Below are 16,550 nucleotides of genomic sequence, written 5' to 3'. Positions count from 1 at the left end.
ATAGCCTAACCACTTGAAAACTGAATAAACGGTGAAAACAAAAGCAAGCCCTTGTTCCTGTCTTCTTTTACATGGATTAAATATGCGTATCGGTGTCTTCTTTTTTTACTAATCCATCATTTGCTCGAAACATTTGATTGTAACGTTCTTCATCTTCTTGATTGTCTCTAATTACTTTTGAAAGTGTAAATGATGAAGAAATCAATCCCACCGATCCCATCAAATAGTATCCTTTAACCATCAATGGTTCTTTTAGTGTGTACAAGCCAATCAACATCAATGCCACAAAAAAGGCAAATGATCCCCAACTTAGAAAGACAAATGCAGGTGTGTTTCTGTACGCTTTCTTTTTCATAATTCTCTCCTTTAAAATTAATAATACTCTTTCAGTATAGCATTAGTATTTATTAAATGACAATAATTATTTTAATTTCAAAAGAAAAATCAGTTTTATAAATTCATTTAAATAACAATCAAGTATTTAAGTAAGCAATATCTTTAGGTAAAACCAAACGTCTTTTATCAATGTATTTCCTTAGGTCTGTCAAGTTCTTGAAAGAAGGAATATCTTCGACGATCATATTGATTTTTTCATTTACGGTTTCAATTGCGTAATTGGATACATACAGATCATATGACTGCTCCGCACAATTAACCGATTGTTCATAAAAATGCGTTTCTTGAACAGACAAACTCACCTTATTCCGAAAGTTTTCTTTTAGGACCGAACTGAGTAATTGCGCATGTTCCTTACCTAGATCACTTAAAACTAAAACAGATAGTTGATGTCTCATTTCATCGGTCAGTCTACTCAAATCTTGCCAGCGAATCGCCATTTCATGCAAGATACCATCCAAATACATCGTTTTCCACGGAAACTTCATTTTCTTTTCCAACACACCTAACGCTTTGGACACTACTGCTGTAAAAACAATAAAATTCTGTTTGATGGCTTTACTTGAATATAAATAGCGGTCATAAACCATAAATTTTTTATATGGAAAAAGCTTATGTTTGGCATAAATATATTCAATCAAACGAATAATACTGACCTTGCTTGGTTCTGAAATAGAAATAGACAGTGCTTCTTGGATCGTTGTCACTAAATTTTCAGCCTGATAAATAACATTGACTTTCTCTTGTTCATTATCCCAACCGAAATCCCACCAAAAAATAGAATAACAAAAATCTTCGTACCAATTATCAGGTAAAACGACGTGGAGCGGCTCAGCAATTTCTTCTACATCTTTCTGATATTTTCTAACATCGATTGTTGTTTGAACAAAACTATTAATTGGATCCTTTCTATTCTGGATCAAAAATCCCTGACGTTCTCGAATAATGGTTACAGCAATCGAATAGGCTAAATGAACGATTTGACTATCATTCAACTCTAAATCGAATTTTTTATTGATCTTACTTGATAATCTAAAGATTTTTTCTCTATCTAAATGAAAAGGCCACTCACGAATACCATAAACCTCAATAAAGTAGCAGGTAAAAAAGTAACGAATTTGTCGTTCATCTTTTCCGTGAACATAATACGGTGAGCGACTCATTTGAATATTCCGATCTTTTAAAGCCGAACTAATTACATTTGATAATCGATAGAGACTGGAATTACTTAAAAATAATTTCTTCTCCCAATATGCAGCCGCCTGTCTTGGTTCAAAAAAAACAGATTCTAATAAAGAAAAGGCATTTGATTCTTGAATGATTTCTATATAAATTTCGTGAATCGATCGATGGGGTGAAGTAATCAATCGAATCCCATGCTTTCTGGATGTCTCTATCGTCAAATAATCTGACCAGCGATCTTCTATGTACTGACAATCCAGCATAATCGTTTTTTTGGAACACTCAATACTCTCAGCTAAATAATCAGAAGTAATCCAGCTATTTGATCCATTTAATAAGTTCAACAACAGCACTCTTCGATGCATAGATGGTGCTAACAATCTTTCCATTTTGTTCTCCTCTTTTCCCCTTTTTAACTGCATTCTTCAAAATTTTCCCTTGGTTAAGATTTTTTTGAATAAATCCCTATATAACAGTCATTATAGCATCTTCCAGTCCTTTTTTGAATTAATCTAAAGCGCAACTCAATTGGTTTATTTAGAACGTGGTCTTATTATAAAAGTATAAAAAACGCGGATTTAAAATTTATCGATAAATGGAAAATCTCACCACATTTTTGGAGGGATTCTACATGAAAAAAAACACAATCAAACAAACGATCATCCTTGGTGTCATCAGTATTTTAGGTGTTGCTTTATTTATTGGTGGCTCTATTTTCACCGATAGCTTAAGCAGAGCTAATCCTTCGAATACGGAACCTAAAAAAGAAAAAATGACCTTGATAAAAAATGTGCCCACAAGCGCACAATTAAGTAAATTGGCAAATGTTTCAAAGAAAAAAGAAAAAATTGTTTCCGTAAACAATACAAAAGATACTACTGCGCCTACTATCATTGCACCAGAGGAAACCATTGAACAAAATGCTCAAGTCAATGTCTATGAAGAAGTTACTGCTGTCGATAATAAAGATGGTGACCTTACAGCAAAAATAACAACTGAAGAAAATCTGGATACCTCTGTTCTTGGAACTCAAACAGTTCACTTCTCCGCAACAGATGCTAGTGGAAATACAGGAGTGGCCGATCGTATATTCCATATCATTCCTAAAAACGAGCCTGTAGCTAATGTTCCACAAGCTGAACAAGGAAATATCAATCCAGAACCTATTCAAGCAGAGCCAACTCCTGAAACCACAACCACAGCTGTTATTGAACCAACCTATGGTGCAACGACACTCACACTCAATGGTCAAACAATTCCTTATCAAAACGGTGGACAAGGTAGTGGACAAAGCATCATTGATTCAAATCCTGGTGGTCTTGCTTCAACTTGGGGAGGTGCAGCCGTCCAATCAGGTGACGATGGTCAAAATACTCACTTCATCGGTCATAATCCTGGTGTCTTTTCAACCGTCTTCTCTTTAAACACTGGCAGTCAAATCGTAGTCACTGATGCAAATGGAACACCTACAACGTATACGGTAAGAACGTTACTTCAACTGGACGATTACGGCGCTGAAGTTGGTACAGGAACGAACTACTGGGACCTTGTTGTAGGAACTGGCGGCGGTGAACGAATCACTCTACAAAGTTGTATCAATGATGATGTTAATTTGTTTGTGATTGCTTATAAATAAATCAACAGAGCATCTACGAGTCTTATCTCGTAGATGCTCTTTCTATCAATTCTGTCGCAATTGTTACTTTTCTTGCCACTGGCGCTCGCCCATGAATAATCGAAAGAAGCGTTTCAACAGCTAATTCTCCCATCCACTCTGTATGAATTTTGATTGTTGTCAATGGTGGACTAACATATTTTGCCACACTGATATCATTGAACCCAATCACCGAAATATCTTCTGGTACCTTAAGTCCTGCTTCATGAATTGCCTTTAAAGCGCCTATCGCCAAAGCATCGCTGGAAGCAAAAAAAGCGCTTGGGAAATCCGTTGGATATTCTAGTAAAAATTGCTTCATCACTTCATAACCACCAATAACTGTAAATGGTGCTTTTAGGATATAATTATCATTTACTATTTTCTTTTGGGTCAGCATTTCTCTAAAAATAGTCAATCGCCTATCCTCAAGTGGCTCTTGGCTTCCAGTCGTATATTCTTCCCCAGCAATCATCCCAATTTTCTGATGACCATGTTGAGTAAGATACTCAAAAACTGACGACATACTTTGATGAAAATCAATCACTAGAGAATTATAACCAAGAGCCAATGCATCAAAATCAACAAATAAAAGGTTGGGATTTAGTTCGAATAAAAAGTCAGCTTGCTCTTTTGTAAACTTACCTAAAGCAAGGATTCCGTCTGCGCCTGCTTGTTCTACCTCTTCTAAAGAACGCTTGATTAGTTCAAGCCCCAATTCTTCCGCTTTTTTCTCGATCCCCAAGCGAATAGAAAGGTAATAAATATCCTCTAATTCCTCAGCTTCATCATACCATTGTACGAATAAGATTTTGGCTTTAGCACTTTTTATATTTTTTTTATGCTTTGTATAATTCAATTCTTCTGCGGCTTTAAAAATTTTTTGTTTCGTTTCAATGCCTACTGAAAGATCTGGATCATAGTTTAAAACTCTAGAAACTGTAGCTGGCGAAACATCCGCTAGTTCTGCAATATCTTTAATTGTTGCCATCTTTTCACCTGCCTTCATTCAAACTTTCAATAAATCGTTTAAAGGCTATTTGACCTTTTGTAGTTCGTTTATAAACACCGGCATCTGCTAAAACACGGGTAAAGATTTGTCCGACTTCTTTTTGAATAATGTCTGTCACATTTTTTTTAGTAAATGAATAAGTATTTTTCATCTGATCTGCCCATTTTTTATGGTGCTCTGCTAGTTGATTTTCTTTCGCTAACACATAATTTTCTACCTCTTTTAATTCTTCATTTAAGCGCGGAGGCAATACCGCTAATCCCATTACTTCAATCAAACCAATATTTTCCTTTTTGATATGTTGAACATCTTTATGAGGATGGAAAATACCATCTGGATGTTCAGTGGAGATATTATTATCACGTAAAACTAAATCCAACTCAAATAGTTGATCTTTGCGGCGAGCAATTGGTGTAATCGTATGATGAGAAGTCCCGTCAGCTGAAAAAGCTCGGATCGATACAGTTTCATCGGAATACTTGCGCCATTTTTCTAATATCAAGGTTGCCGCTGCAACTAAATCCTCTGAGTTAGGGCTTTGCAGTCGAATCACTGACATCGGCCATTTAACGATTCCTGCATTCAACAAAGGAAAATCCTTCAATTCAAAATAGTGTTCGATTTCAGCTTTTTCCATTGGAAAAACGTGTTTACCTGCCTGGTAATGATCATGCGTTAAAATCGAACCACCTACGATTGGTAAGTCGGCGTTGGAACCAACGAAATAATGCGGTAGCACTTCTGTGATTCGAATCAACCGCTGAAACGTTTCTTTTGAAATAATCATCGGTCGATGTTCTTCCGACAAAATAATCGAGTGCTCATTATAATAAGCATACGGTGAATATTGAAATCCCCAGCTCTCGCCATCTAAATTCATTCGAATAATTCGATGATTCGTTCTTGCTGGATAGTTGGATCGACCTTTATACCCCTCATTTTCCATGCATAAGAGACATTTTGGATAATCAATGTGTGTTGCTAAGCGCTCTGAGGCAATTTGTTTTGGATCTTTTTCTGGTTTTGATAAATTGATTGTAATTTCTAGTTGACCATATTCAGTCTCTGCTGGAAAGACAATGTTTCTCGCAATCGCCCGCGTTTTGATATAATCATTTTCTTGACTTAACTTATAAAAATAATATGTTGCTTGTGCCGGATCTTTTTCATAGTGCTGGGCAAATAGAGCATTTACAACAGAAGGCGGGGGGGTTAAGAAATCCATCAATTGTGCTTCAAAAATTTCTAAATCAGTCGAATCTTTTTGAATGACTTCATTGGCTGTAGCCTGTGCTACCAAAATATCTAACAGATCCAACGAGTTTTCGGTCACAGGTCTTGGAGAAGACGATTCGAATGACTCTTCGCCGATCATTGCAAGAATACGGTTTTGTAAATAGAGACGATCTAACTCCATCCACCCACCAGCTTGAATCGCTAATGTCACAAAATCAGTAATCGTTTGGCTAATTGACATAACAGTTCCTCCTAAATTTAAAAGCGAAATGAGCTCATTCTGTCTCGTAGAAAAATAGAAAAATAAGTTTATAGCGCTTGTTATTACAAACTTATTTATCTTCTTTATAGACACTATACCGTCACTCTATTTCGCTTTGACAGAATTATTCATACCCTTTTGGATGGCTGATATGCCAGTCCCAAGCAGTTTTAATAATTTGTTTGATATCTGTGATTTGGGGCTCCCAAGCTAGAGTCATTTTAGCTTTTTCACTTGAAGCAACCAATTTACTTGGATCACCTGAACGGCGAGGTAATACTTTAGCAGGTATTTCTTTGCCCGTCACTTCGCGCGCGGCCTCCAACATTTCTTTAACTGAATAACCATTATTACTACCTAAATTGAAGATATTGCTTTTATTGCCTTTTTGTAAATAATCCAAAGCCGCAATATGAGCCGCAATTAAATCTTCTATATATACATAATCACGAATGCACGTTCCGTCAGGTGTGTCATAATCATCGCCGTATATCCCCAGATACTCTCTTTGTCCTAATGCCGTTTGCAAAATGATCGGGATCAGATGCGTTTCTGGAACATGATCTTCTCCAATTGAAGCATCTGATTTTGCCCCTGCTACATTGAAATAGCGTAACGCAACATAGCGTATTCCATAAGCTTTATCGCACCACTTCATCATTCTTTCCATCATTAATTTACTTTCCCCATAAGGATTTTCCGGATGAGTTGCCATTGTTTCTACGATCGGCATTTCTTTTGGTTCTCCATATGTGGCTGCTGTGGAAGAAAAAACAATATTTTTTACACCAAATTCTTCCATGACTTCCAGTACGATTTGAGTTCCATATACATTATTATTAAAATACAGCAATGGTTTTTCTACCGATTCCCCCACCAATGAACTTGCTGCAAAATGAATCACACCTTCAACTGATTCTTTGGTAAAAACTTCCTGCATAAACATTTTGTCCCTGATATCCCCTTCGTAAAAGATTGCCTTGTCATGAATCGCCTGTTTGTGGCCTGTTTGAAGATTATCTATAACGGCTACTGTATAGCCTTTATTAATCAGTTGATCCACTGCATGAGAACCAATGTAACCTGCTCCACCTAATACTAAAATTGACATGTTTCCTACCTCCTTATTGGACTAGTCTCTATGACTAACCGTTTTCATCTTGTTCATTCTACAACTTTCTAGCGCCATCATCAACGTTAGCAATATAAAAATCTGCAGGATACCCGATTTTTTCTTGATAAGCTTTTCCAACCCGTTTAGTAAATCGATTGAATTCGGATTCTTTGACCAAAGCAATTGCACATCCACCAAATCCAGCGCCAGTCATTCTTGCACCTAATACGCCAGTTTGCTTCTGAGCAGCTTCTACTAATGTATCTAGTTCAATCCCTGTCACTTCATAATCATCTCTTAAAGAGGCATGTGACGCGTTTAATAATTGCCCAAACTTTCTTAAATCATTGTTGACTAGCGCTTTTTTTGCTTTGATCGTCCGCTGGTTTTCTGTAACTGCATGTTTCGCTCTCCTAATCAACCGTTCATCTACAATAACATTTTTATTTTGTTCAAAATATTCTTCAGTTAATTCACCCAATGACTCAATTGATCGTACTGTTTGTAAACGGCTCAAGGCCATTTCACATTCAGCTCGACGCTCATTGTATTTCGAATCAGCTAATTCCCTACGTTTGTTGGTATTCATGATCGCAATTACATACTCTCCAAATTCTGCAGGTACCATTTCATAATCCAAGGTATTTGTATCTAATAAAATAGCATGATCTAGCTGTCCCATACCAATTGCAAATTGATCCATAATTCCTGAGTTTACGCCAATAAAATCATTTTCAACGCGCTTCCCAATAATCACTAAATCTAGCATTGTAACGTTTAAATCAAACAAATCATTTAGAATAACACCTGTCAGTAATTCGATTGAAGCTGATGACGAAAGTCCTGCTCCATTTGGAATTGTGCCATAAAAAAGAATATCCATTCCCTGATCAATAACATGCCCTTGCTCTATTAGAAAGTGAATCATTCCTTTCGGGTAATTTGTCCAATCATCCTCATCTTTATAAGCTAGATTAGATAATGAAAGTTCGATAATTCCTAATTCAGCAAAATTTTTTGAATACAATCGAATCATTTGATCCTCACGTTTTCTAGCAACACCATATGTTCCAATCGTAATCGCTGCTGGAAAAACATAGCCACCATTATAATCGGTATGTTCTCCAATTAAATTGATTCTTCCAGGAGCAAAATAAACATCTTTTGACTCTACTCCAAAAAGTGTATGAAATAGTTCTTCTAATTCATTTTCCATCCTTGTCACCTCTTCATTCATTTTAGTAAATATATTGTAAAACATTTACTAAATTTTTACAAGTTTTTTTGTAAAACGATTACAAATTTCACTCTATTGGATTTTTTTCTTACTTTAGTTCATAATAGAAGTGTATAAATAACAGAGAGGAGAATGTATATGAAAAAATTTATTTCAGGTATGCTTGTAGGAACAGCCGTAACATGCGCTGCAGTCGTTGGCTTTGCAGCTACCATCAAAAAAACGGTTCTTGATCCAATCGAAGAAAAAGAAGATATGATCGAGGAAAACCGTAAAAAAGCCATGCGTAAACGTATCTCTCGATAATAAGAAAAGCGAAACACGTTTGCTCAGATTTTGAGCGATATAAGAGAAATAATTTTAGCAGGGAGATTTTTCCCTGTGAATTAATTCTCGTTATCGTCGAAAAATCTAACGTGTGTAGCTAGATCAACGAAAAGCGAAATACGTTTGCTCAGATTTTGAGCGATATAAGAGAAATAATTTTAGCAGGGAGGTTTTCCCTGTGAATTAATTCTCGTTATCGTCGAAAAATCTAACGTGTGTAGCTAGATCAACGAAAAGCGAAACACGTTTGCTCAGATTTTGAGCGATATAAGAGAAATAATTTTAGCAGGGAAATTTTTCCCTGTGAATTAATTCTCGTTATCGTCGAAAAATCTAACGTGTGTAGCTAGATCAACGAAAAGTGAAACACGTTTGCTCAGATTTTGAGCGATATAAGAGAAATAATTTTAGCAGGGGGGTTTTCCCTGTGAATTAATTCTCGTTATCGTCGAAAAATCTAACGTGTGTAGCTAGATCAACGAAAAGCGAAACAAAATGTTTAGCTTTCTTGAAAAAAGATAACCTGACTATGGACTGCTTCTTGTTCCATAGTCAGGTTATCTTTTTTCCGAAGAGTTAGTTTATGCGAAACAAAGTGTTTATCTGGGGTGAATAACTAAAAACGAACAACTATTGATCTGATTCCAATTAGCAATCGCTTTCTTTTTCTCAATAAATAGTTTTAGGTAGCAAATACTGGACCATCCATGTTTTTTTCAAAATAGAAGTTTATAGTTACACTACATTTCTTAAACTACAAAATGAAAATCACAAGGAGTAGACACATGAAAAACACGACCCAATTCGTTATCATAGCAGTATTATTTGCTTCTGCTCTTTTTCTTACACAGGCAAAACAAACCTTTGCACAAGGAGCAGACAAAACGACCATCCATCTCGATGGACAAAACTTTATTATATACGAAAATGGGGACATCATAGCCTAAAAAAAGTGATACAGTTATTGGAGCTGGCTTAGAAGCGGATATTTTAGGCGTTGCCAGATCACAAAGTCCAGATAAAGAGCTTTCGTCTTCTGAAGAGACAAATGAAACGTCCACATCTACTGATACAACTATTGAAACAACTGAGCAAAAAGTCTCCAAGCCAAAAACATTACAAACTAGTTCTGAAAAAAACGTAGAAACAACGAAAGAGACACCTGAGCAAAATGCTCCAGTTTCCAAATCAACAGAAAATAGCGCAAATAACCCCTTAACCTCACAATCTACTTTGTCAGAGCAACAAAGTTCGACTTCTGACACAACACCCAAAAGTGCTGTTACTGAAACTAAAAATTCCAAAGAAATTATTGGAAAGTAAAAAAAATAATAATTCTAGACAACCTGGTGTTTTTATCGTTTAATCTTCTGAGTCTGTCATAAGAAACACTCCTTTTTCCAATTAACTAGCCTTAATGTATACGAAATTTCTAGAAATTGAAAAAAATCGCTTATTTGATACCCTAAAAGTCGTATACCTTTCGAACAGTTTTTATCTTATTCTTCTTCAAAAATTTTACTAGCAATTACATCTGCCTCCCGCAAATTCCAAGCATCCGTTCCCGGCCTAGCTGTTGCTGCTGTCAACCAATGAATTCCCTCTGTTGGAATACCATAACAAAATAACTTAGCAATTATCGAACCGGTTTTTGTCTGTATTTGATTGGTTTTTCGATCAACTAAAAGTGCACCAGTTTGATGTTCTTTGCCTGAAGCTAGTTTCAATTGATGCAGACACGCTATTTCATCGCTTAAAAGCTGCTGTACTAAAGGATTTAAGCTAAATTGATTCGCCGTTTTTGGTAGTCTAGCTTCAATTAAAAAATGTGTTTTGTACTTTTTCAATGGGCGTCTATCAGAGTAGCCAACAAATCTGCCTGCCTCAGTTTCTATCTTCATTTTTGGTCCAATCAATGTGACAATTCCTGCGTTGATCAAGGCTTGAAGCTCCTCAATTCTTTCAACTGGGGGACCGATCGACAAAAATGAATTTAGTGGTGTGAACCAATCCCATAACCATTTTTTGGTCTCTTCATCTGAAAACAACTCTTGATCCAACATAAAACGAACTTCATCACGCAAATCCTTCAAACTATCCAAAGCCGCTGCAAAAGGTCCAAATAGCGTTCCTTTCTGTGCCTCCAAAAAATCACGATGTAAATAATCAACGATAAGCTTCTGAAAATCTGTATGATCTTCTACTTGTTGTACAGGTTGTTGAATCATCGACCAGTTCCAAAAATCTTTAGACTTAATTCCATATCTTCCTAAAACTGATTGCTCACCTTTTGTTCGAATAAATGCTTCATTAAATCGTTGCTGATTTATGTTAGGATAAGAAGTCTCGATCAAGGTGGAATAATAGGCAAACTCAACTTCTTTTTTCATAAGTTCAAAAAATTGTTCAGCAGAAAAATGGCCTTTACGTTTAATCTTATTGAGACTCTTTTCTTTTAAAAAACGGGGTTGGTATTTTTGTCCATAGCCTTTTTGATTACGCCCCCTAGCATGATAAGGAATACCTCTGCCAGAACCCGCAATAATTCGAGGCTCCTTCCCTGAAGGTCGATAAATCAATTTTCCATCCAACTCTTCAAATATGCCCCCGCGATCACTTGTTAATAGTGTAAGATAATCAAAAAAGACCAAGCCTAACCCCCTAAGTAATACTGAGGTATTCTCCGTTATTGCTTCAAGATAAGCATCAGCCGCATTTTTAGGTGAGGCATAAAACAAGCGATGTTCACTCGCATATGTTGCTAGCTCTTTTTCATTTCCGACTAATTCGTTTTCTTGATGACCTAACGCTAGAATAACGGTCTCTACTGTAGTCTCTACTGATTTTGTATAGACTAAAAATTGATTATCTTGCATTTTTACAGCTCGCACAGTATCTTTAAAGAATTTCACAGATGTTTGTTCTGTCATTCGAGTCTGCACATATTCATAAAACCATTTTTGATATACCCCATAAAGGACCCTTGTACAATGATCATTCGGTCCTAAGGTCTCACACTCTTCTAGCAATGCTGATTTATTTTTAATATTATGATTTTTGATAAATGGAATAGCGTCACTTTGTACCCATTCATAAAGATTTGGTCCTTTCGCTATAGGTCCTTTTGTACTCAGTGTTTCATCTGTAAATAAGGTCACATGAGCAGCAATCGAATTCATCAATAAAGATAAGGATTGATCTTCTCGCCAGATTTTGCCTCCTGGACCATACGGATCGAACATTGTAATCTGTATTACTTGCTCTCCTCTTGACCATTCAACTATTCGCTCTAACACTGAAAGGCCTCTAGGCCCACCGCCAACAATCGCAATTTTCATTTTTTCCTCCTTTCAAACCTGTATCATTATGTAGTTTCTGACTGTATTGTTTCTAGCAGCTCTTTTAAGATTACTGCATTATTAAATTTTTCATCTTTGGCACTATAAACTAGCGTAATCACAGGATACTTTCTCGTAATATCCAGAAGTTCTTGAAGTGCAGATTGTGTCTCATCAGATTGCAATTCAGTTAGATATTTCTTCTTAAATACAGGAAATTTATCAGCCTCATGATTAAACCATTTACGCAATTCATTACTTGGCGCTATTTCTTTTAACCATAAATCTAAATGTTCTTTTTCTTTAGACATGCCTCTAGGCCATAAACGATCGACTAAAACTCGATACCCATCTGTAGGTGCTATTTGCTCATAAGCTCGTTTAATTTGAATCATTCTGATCACCTCATCTTTATTTTAACGTAATTAATCAAAAAAGAAACGACTTATGATTATCCTATAGATAAAAAAACACAGAAAGACAAGCATTGTTCGGCTTTCGAACCAAGGTTTGTCTCTCTGTGTTTTATTGGTTAAGCATTTTTCTTTTTCGTTTTACCAGTCCAGCCTTCATAGCCGCCCTTTAAAATATAAAGATCTTTATAGCCATTTTTACGCAATTGATTTGCCGTACGAATACTTAATGATTTTTTTTGATCATAAATATAAACAGGTTGATCTTTACGAAGTGAATTCAATGTTGTTTTGATCGTTGTGTAAGGCATGCTGCGCGCACCAAGGATATGGCCTGCATCGAACGAGTCTTTTTCACGAACATCAATGATTTGCGCTTTTCTCATCCCCTCTTTAAATTCTTCTTCTGTAATGGTTTTAGCTGAGCGTTTTGCCATAATACGAAGATATAGCTCATTGATCCCCATTGCTAATAATATTGCTAATAGTATTCCGTTGATAATCCATAAAACGTTCATTCCAAAATCCCTCTCTTACACTTTCTCCATGAATTGTAAAGCTAGTGAAGCAGCACCAATAACGCCAGCTTCATTTCCTAATTGAGCCAATTTGACCTGGGTACTATTACGAACTTCTGGGAAAGTAAATTCTTCAAAATAGTTTTGAACACGGCTGCGTAAAAATTCACCAGCCGCAGATACTCCGCCACCGATTACTACGCTTGAAGGGTTCAAAGTGTTGCTTACATTCCCAACAGCGAGACCTAAGAAATAGCAGACACGATCAACCACCATCAAAGCAAATGCATCCTCTGCCTGCGCATAGTCAAAAACATCCTTGCTAGACACATCTTGCCCATCGTCGATTGCTTGTTTAAGCTGAGAATCTCCAGCATATTCTTCAGACATATGACGTGCAACCCGAACAACACCCGTTGCACTAGAAACAGTTTCTAAGCAGCCACGTTTACCGCAAGTACATTCAAAACCACCAGGATCAACTGTTACGTGACCAATCTCGCCAGCACAACCGTTAACGCCATGTAATAAATTGCCCTCAGCAATAATACCGCCACCAACACCTGTTCCAAGTGTGATGAAAACAACATCAGGATTGTTCTCTCCAGCACCTTTCCAGCGTTCACCTAAAGCGGCTACATTGGCATCATTATCTAAAACAAAAGGAATTCCTGTTGCCTCTTCGATTTGTATTTTTACATTTTGCTTTTTTGTCCAGTTAAGATTGTAAGCACCGACTACGGTACCTTTTTTTATGTCTACACTGCCTGGGGTGCCCATCCCGATTCCGATAAAATCTTCCTGTTTCATCTCATAAAGAGAAATTCGGTGATTGATTGATTCGATGATATCTGGCACAATATGACGGCCTTCATCTAGACTATTAGTTTCGATACTCCATTTTTGCTGAACATCTCCATCAGTTGTCAAAATCGCAAATTTGATCGTTGTTCCGCCTAAATCAATCCCGATCAATTTCTTATCCATTTACTCGATTCCTTTCTCAGTCGTCCTGCTTTCTTCAATCCGGTGTTCTCTTTGCAAGATACTTCTTGCGTGTAGATAAGTGTCTCTATCAATCAAGTGACCTTCATAAATGTTTTTCAATTCAATCATCATCAACTCGATATCATAAATTCTGGCACCTACATAAATGTAAATGCCAAATTGTTTAAATAACTGTTGTACATCATATAACGTTTCCATTTGAATGCACTTCCTTATTATACAAGTAAACTGTAATTTTTAAAACCCAAGACTAAGAAAACACCTAACAAAAATACGAATAGAATTCCAGCTATGATTCGTTCGTGGATATTAAACTCTTCCGAGCGCTCAGGAACCGCTAGAGCAGATGCTGCTAAAAGTCCGCCAATCAAACCACCGATGTGCCCCATGATATCAACAGAACTACTGAATAAATTAAAAATCAAGTTGATTCCAATGAACGTTGCATAACGTTGAACCATGAATGAGATAGCCGGATTCGTTCGGAAATGACGTCCAAGAATAATAAAAGCACCAAACAATCCAAATAAAGATGTACTTGCTCCAGCTGAGATACTTGTTTGCGTACCAAAAGTAAAGCTTACAATATTTCCAGCCACACCACTCAATAAATAAATTGCAAGATAACGCCAATGACCATAAATACTCTCAACTTGTGACCCAACATAATACAACGTCACCATATTTACAACAAAATGCAGCCAGCCAATATGAAGAAACATAGGCGTGAAAAAGCGCCAATATTGATGACCATAAAAGATATGTGGACGTGACATCGCCCCCCAATCAACTAATACTTGTCCGACTGTTGAACCTCCGGAAACTTCAGTTCCTAAAAAAACAATCGTTGTGATCCCTAATAAAATATACGTGACCAACGGTTGCTTCAATATTCTTTTGATCTTCATTTGCGTTTGATAATTCATGTGTTCCTCCTAGCTGATAAATAATCGTTTCACAGGTAGATCGAAAGGCTCTACCTGCCAGTTTTCTTGGATCTGTTCACTAAATACCAAACTACACGTTTCCCCCTGATACTGTTCTAAAAAGCGATCATAATAGCCACCACCAAAACCAATTCGAAAACCTTCAAGGGTAAATACAATTCCCGGCACGACAACTAAATCAATTACCTCAGCTGATACTTCCGGCGCAGCTACTGGCTCTTCAACACCAAATAGCGATTTTTTAAAAATAGTTTCTGGGGTTATTGAATGAAACGTTAACTGACGTTTAGCCCCTGCGATCGGCATCACTATTTGTTTGCCTTCCTGCCACCCTTGATCAAGTAAAATATGAGTATCAAATTCAAAATCTAATGGTTTCGTGACAGCAATCGTTTGGGCTTTCTTCCAATAAAAATCGTTGAATAACGCTTGACTGATGTCCTGTTCCTTTTTTGCTTTTACTTCAGACTGTTTATGGAGCCATTTCAAATTTGCTAACCCTAATTTTCTTAAATGTGTCTTCTCCACAACAAACCCCTCCTAAGTTTAGATATTTGCTGGGATTGATTCCGACCAGAAAAATAAGGAAAACTGAGTTCAATATCCTTCCATCTTGCGTTTTTCTAAGAGAATCGCCCGAGAAGCTAGATTGAAAAATCCCCACAATAAATTGGCTTTAATTTTAACTCCTATATCTTTTTAACCTTACTCTGTAGTTTATAGAAAAACTGCTAAAATAGCAAACGGATTTCTAGTCTTTTCCTTTGAATTGTAGTCTTTTTTGCAGCCAGTTAGTAATTGCTTTATAGACCTCCAACTTTTCCTCTTCCAATAAAATTTCATGACGCAAATCGGTGAACAAAGCAAGTGAAACATCCTTTATTCCAGCCTCATTCAATTCTTTAGCGATCCGTCTAGGTCCCTTGCCAAAATCTCCTACAGGATCTTGTTCTCCGCTAATAACTAAGATTGGTAATTCTTGTTCAATATTATTCGCCCAACCGCTGCGATTTGCGCCATCAACCAAACGGAATAAAGTATAAAAACCATTGTTTGTAAATGTAAAGCCCGTTAACGGGTCCTCTTCATAGCGTTTCACATTTTCCTGATTTTTACTTAGCCAGTTGAAGCTACTTGCTTCAGGAAATTGTTTGCTAAAATTACCAAAAGCCATTCTATCCAACCATTTGTTTTGTTTTTCAGGTGCGGTTTTATTTAAACCTTTTGTTAAAGAAAGAGCTAATGGCAACATAGACGCTTTTTGACCTGTTCCCATAAAAATAGCTCCTTGAATAGCTGCTTTGTACAATTGTAAATAATTGCGTAATGCAAAAGAACCCATGCTATGTCCTAACATAAAATGCGGCAAATCAGGATAGCTCGTTTCGATCCATTCTTTGATTTGATCGATATCCTCTAAAATGAATGTCACAGGATCATCCTTGCCAAAATAACCGTGTTTCGGTTCTATCTCGGAAACAGATGCACCATGTCCCAAGTGATCATGTCCGACCACTATAAAACCTAAGTTATTTAAAAACAGAGCAAAATCATGATAGCGTTCGATATATTCCGCCATTCCATGGATGATCTGAATCGTTCCGATTGCTTTTTGTTTAGGTTTCCAACAGATAAAATGACTGGTTGTTTGTTGATCTGATGACAAAAAAGTATTATGTTCCATATTTTTCCCTCTTCTCAATTGATACCTTCTATTATAAAGTATTCTTAATAAATGAAATAGTCAAATGGGCTTTTTTAAGTATTATTCTTTTAAAGCTAACTTGAAAAGAATAAACATGAAAATACAACGAATCGGATACTCTGACATTGGTTGGATCATTAGTGTAACTAAATCAAGCATTCTAAAAAAACAGTTTTGATACTTGACAGCATTCAATCACCA

General features: G+C 36.5%; 17 protein-coding genes. 3 read left to right on the top strand and 14 right to left on the bottom strand.

The genetic code is table 11. The features are described 5' to 3' along the window. Positions 1-76: 76 nt before the first annotated feature. Positions 77-355: a YiaA/YiaB family inner membrane protein gene (locus BCR24_RS12765; RefSeq protein WP_069640908.1), complete on the bottom strand. Its 279-nt coding sequence runs from the start codon at positions 353-355 to the stop codon at positions 77-79. Between the two features lie 118 nt (positions 356-473). After that, positions 474-1,967, bottom strand: coding sequence for an AcpB/EbpR/MafR family transcriptional regulator (locus BCR24_RS12760; RefSeq protein WP_069640907.1), 1,494 nt, complete (start codon positions 1,965-1,967; stop codon positions 474-476). Positions 1,968-2,209: 242 nt separating this feature from the next. Here BCR24_RS12760 and BCR24_RS12755 point away from each other — a divergent pair, with 242 nt between their 5' ends. After that, positions 2,210-3,214, top strand: coding sequence for an immunoglobulin-like domain-containing protein (locus BCR24_RS12755; protein WP_069640906.1), 1,005 nt, complete (start codon positions 2,210-2,212; stop codon positions 3,212-3,214). Positions 3,215-3,236: 22 nt separating this feature from the next. Here BCR24_RS12755 and BCR24_RS12750 read toward each other — a convergent pair whose 3' ends face one another. From BCR24_RS12750 to BCR24_RS12735, 4 genes are all read right to left on the bottom strand, one after another. After that, positions 3,237-4,223 (bottom strand): LacI family DNA-binding transcriptional regulator, encoded by a 987-nt coding sequence (locus tag BCR24_RS12750; protein WP_069640905.1) that lies wholly within the window; start codon positions 4,221-4,223, stop codon positions 3,237-3,239. A gap of 4 nt (positions 4,224-4,227) precedes the next feature. Next, on the bottom strand, positions 4,228-5,721 hold the full coding sequence (gene galT / locus BCR24_RS12745; RefSeq protein WP_069640904.1) for a UDP-glucose--hexose-1-phosphate uridylyltransferase: 1,494 nt from the start codon (positions 5,719-5,721) through the stop codon (positions 4,228-4,230). 145 nt (positions 5,722-5,866) lie between these two features. Further along, positions 5,867-6,853 carry a UDP-glucose 4-epimerase GalE gene (gene galE, locus BCR24_RS12740; protein WP_069640903.1) on the bottom strand — a complete coding sequence of 329 codons (987 nt, stop codon included), beginning with the start codon at positions 6,851-6,853 and terminating at the stop codon, positions 5,867-5,869. Between the two features lie 58 nt (positions 6,854-6,911). Continuing rightward, on the bottom strand, positions 6,912-8,072 hold the full coding sequence (locus tag BCR24_RS12735) for a galactokinase (RefSeq protein ID WP_069640902.1): 1,161 nt from the start codon (positions 8,070-8,072) through the stop codon (positions 6,912-6,914). A 159-nt stretch (positions 8,073-8,231) separates the two neighbouring features. Between BCR24_RS12735 and BCR24_RS12730 the strand changes: the two genes are divergently transcribed. Both BCR24_RS12730 and BCR24_RS16925 read left to right on the top strand, forming a co-directional pair. Further along, positions 8,232-8,399, top strand: coding sequence for a DUF3042 family protein (locus BCR24_RS12730; protein WP_010760505.1), 168 nt, complete (start codon positions 8,232-8,234; stop codon positions 8,397-8,399). 806 nt (positions 8,400-9,205) lie between these two features. After that, a complete protein-coding gene (locus BCR24_RS16925) occupies positions 9,206-9,367 on the top strand; it encodes a hypothetical protein (RefSeq protein WP_157804670.1) in 162 nt (53 codons plus the stop codon). A 552-nt stretch (positions 9,368-9,919) separates the two neighbouring features. On the opposite strand, the gene BCR24_RS12725 is transcribed toward BCR24_RS16925, so the two are convergent. The 8 genes from BCR24_RS12725 to BCR24_RS12690 form a co-directional block, all read right to left on the bottom strand. Next, the gene (locus BCR24_RS12725) at positions 9,920-11,758 is read right to left on the bottom strand and encodes an FAD/NAD(P)-binding protein (RefSeq protein ID WP_069640901.1); all 1,839 of its coding nucleotides are present in this window, start codon (positions 11,756-11,758) and stop codon (positions 9,920-9,922) included. Positions 11,759-11,784: 26 nt separating this feature from the next. Beyond that, positions 11,785-12,153 (bottom strand): DUF488 domain-containing protein, encoded by a 369-nt coding sequence (locus BCR24_RS12720; protein WP_069640900.1) that lies wholly within the window; start codon positions 12,151-12,153, stop codon positions 11,785-11,787. Positions 12,154-12,290: 137 nt separating this feature from the next. Beyond that, positions 12,291-12,689: a rhodanese-like domain-containing protein gene (locus BCR24_RS12715; protein ID WP_069640899.1), complete on the bottom strand. Its 399-nt coding sequence runs from the start codon at positions 12,687-12,689 to the stop codon at positions 12,291-12,293. A gap of 15 nt (positions 12,690-12,704) precedes the next feature. Beyond that, positions 12,705-13,676 carry an ROK family glucokinase gene (locus tag BCR24_RS12710; RefSeq protein ID WP_069640898.1) on the bottom strand — a complete coding sequence of 324 codons (972 nt, stop codon included), beginning with the start codon at positions 13,674-13,676 and terminating at the stop codon, positions 12,705-12,707. After that, positions 13,677-13,895 carry a YqgQ family protein gene (locus tag BCR24_RS12705; RefSeq protein ID WP_069640897.1) on the bottom strand — a complete coding sequence of 73 codons (219 nt, stop codon included), beginning with the start codon at positions 13,893-13,895 and terminating at the stop codon, positions 13,677-13,679. A 17-nt stretch (positions 13,896-13,912) separates the two neighbouring features. Next, positions 13,913-14,623: a rhomboid family intramembrane serine protease gene (locus BCR24_RS12700; RefSeq protein ID WP_069640896.1), complete on the bottom strand. Its 711-nt coding sequence runs from the start codon at positions 14,621-14,623 to the stop codon at positions 13,913-13,915. Between the two features lie 9 nt (positions 14,624-14,632). Continuing rightward, positions 14,633-15,172, bottom strand: a complete 540-nt coding sequence (locus BCR24_RS12695; protein ID WP_069640895.1) for a 5-formyltetrahydrofolate cyclo-ligase — start codon at positions 15,170-15,172, stop codon at positions 14,633-14,635. 223 nt (positions 15,173-15,395) lie between these two features. After that, positions 15,396-16,328 (bottom strand): alpha/beta fold hydrolase, encoded by a 933-nt coding sequence (locus BCR24_RS12690; protein ID WP_069640894.1) that lies wholly within the window; start codon positions 16,326-16,328, stop codon positions 15,396-15,398. Between the last annotated feature and the right edge of the window lie 222 nt (positions 16,329-16,550).

The sequence above is a fragment of the Enterococcus ureilyticus genome (assembly GCF_001730315.1).
GTDB classification, from domain to species: Bacteria; Bacillota; Bacilli; order Lactobacillales; family Enterococcaceae; genus Enterococcus_L; species Enterococcus_L ureilyticus.
This window is presented reverse-complemented; position numbering and strand designations above follow the sequence as displayed.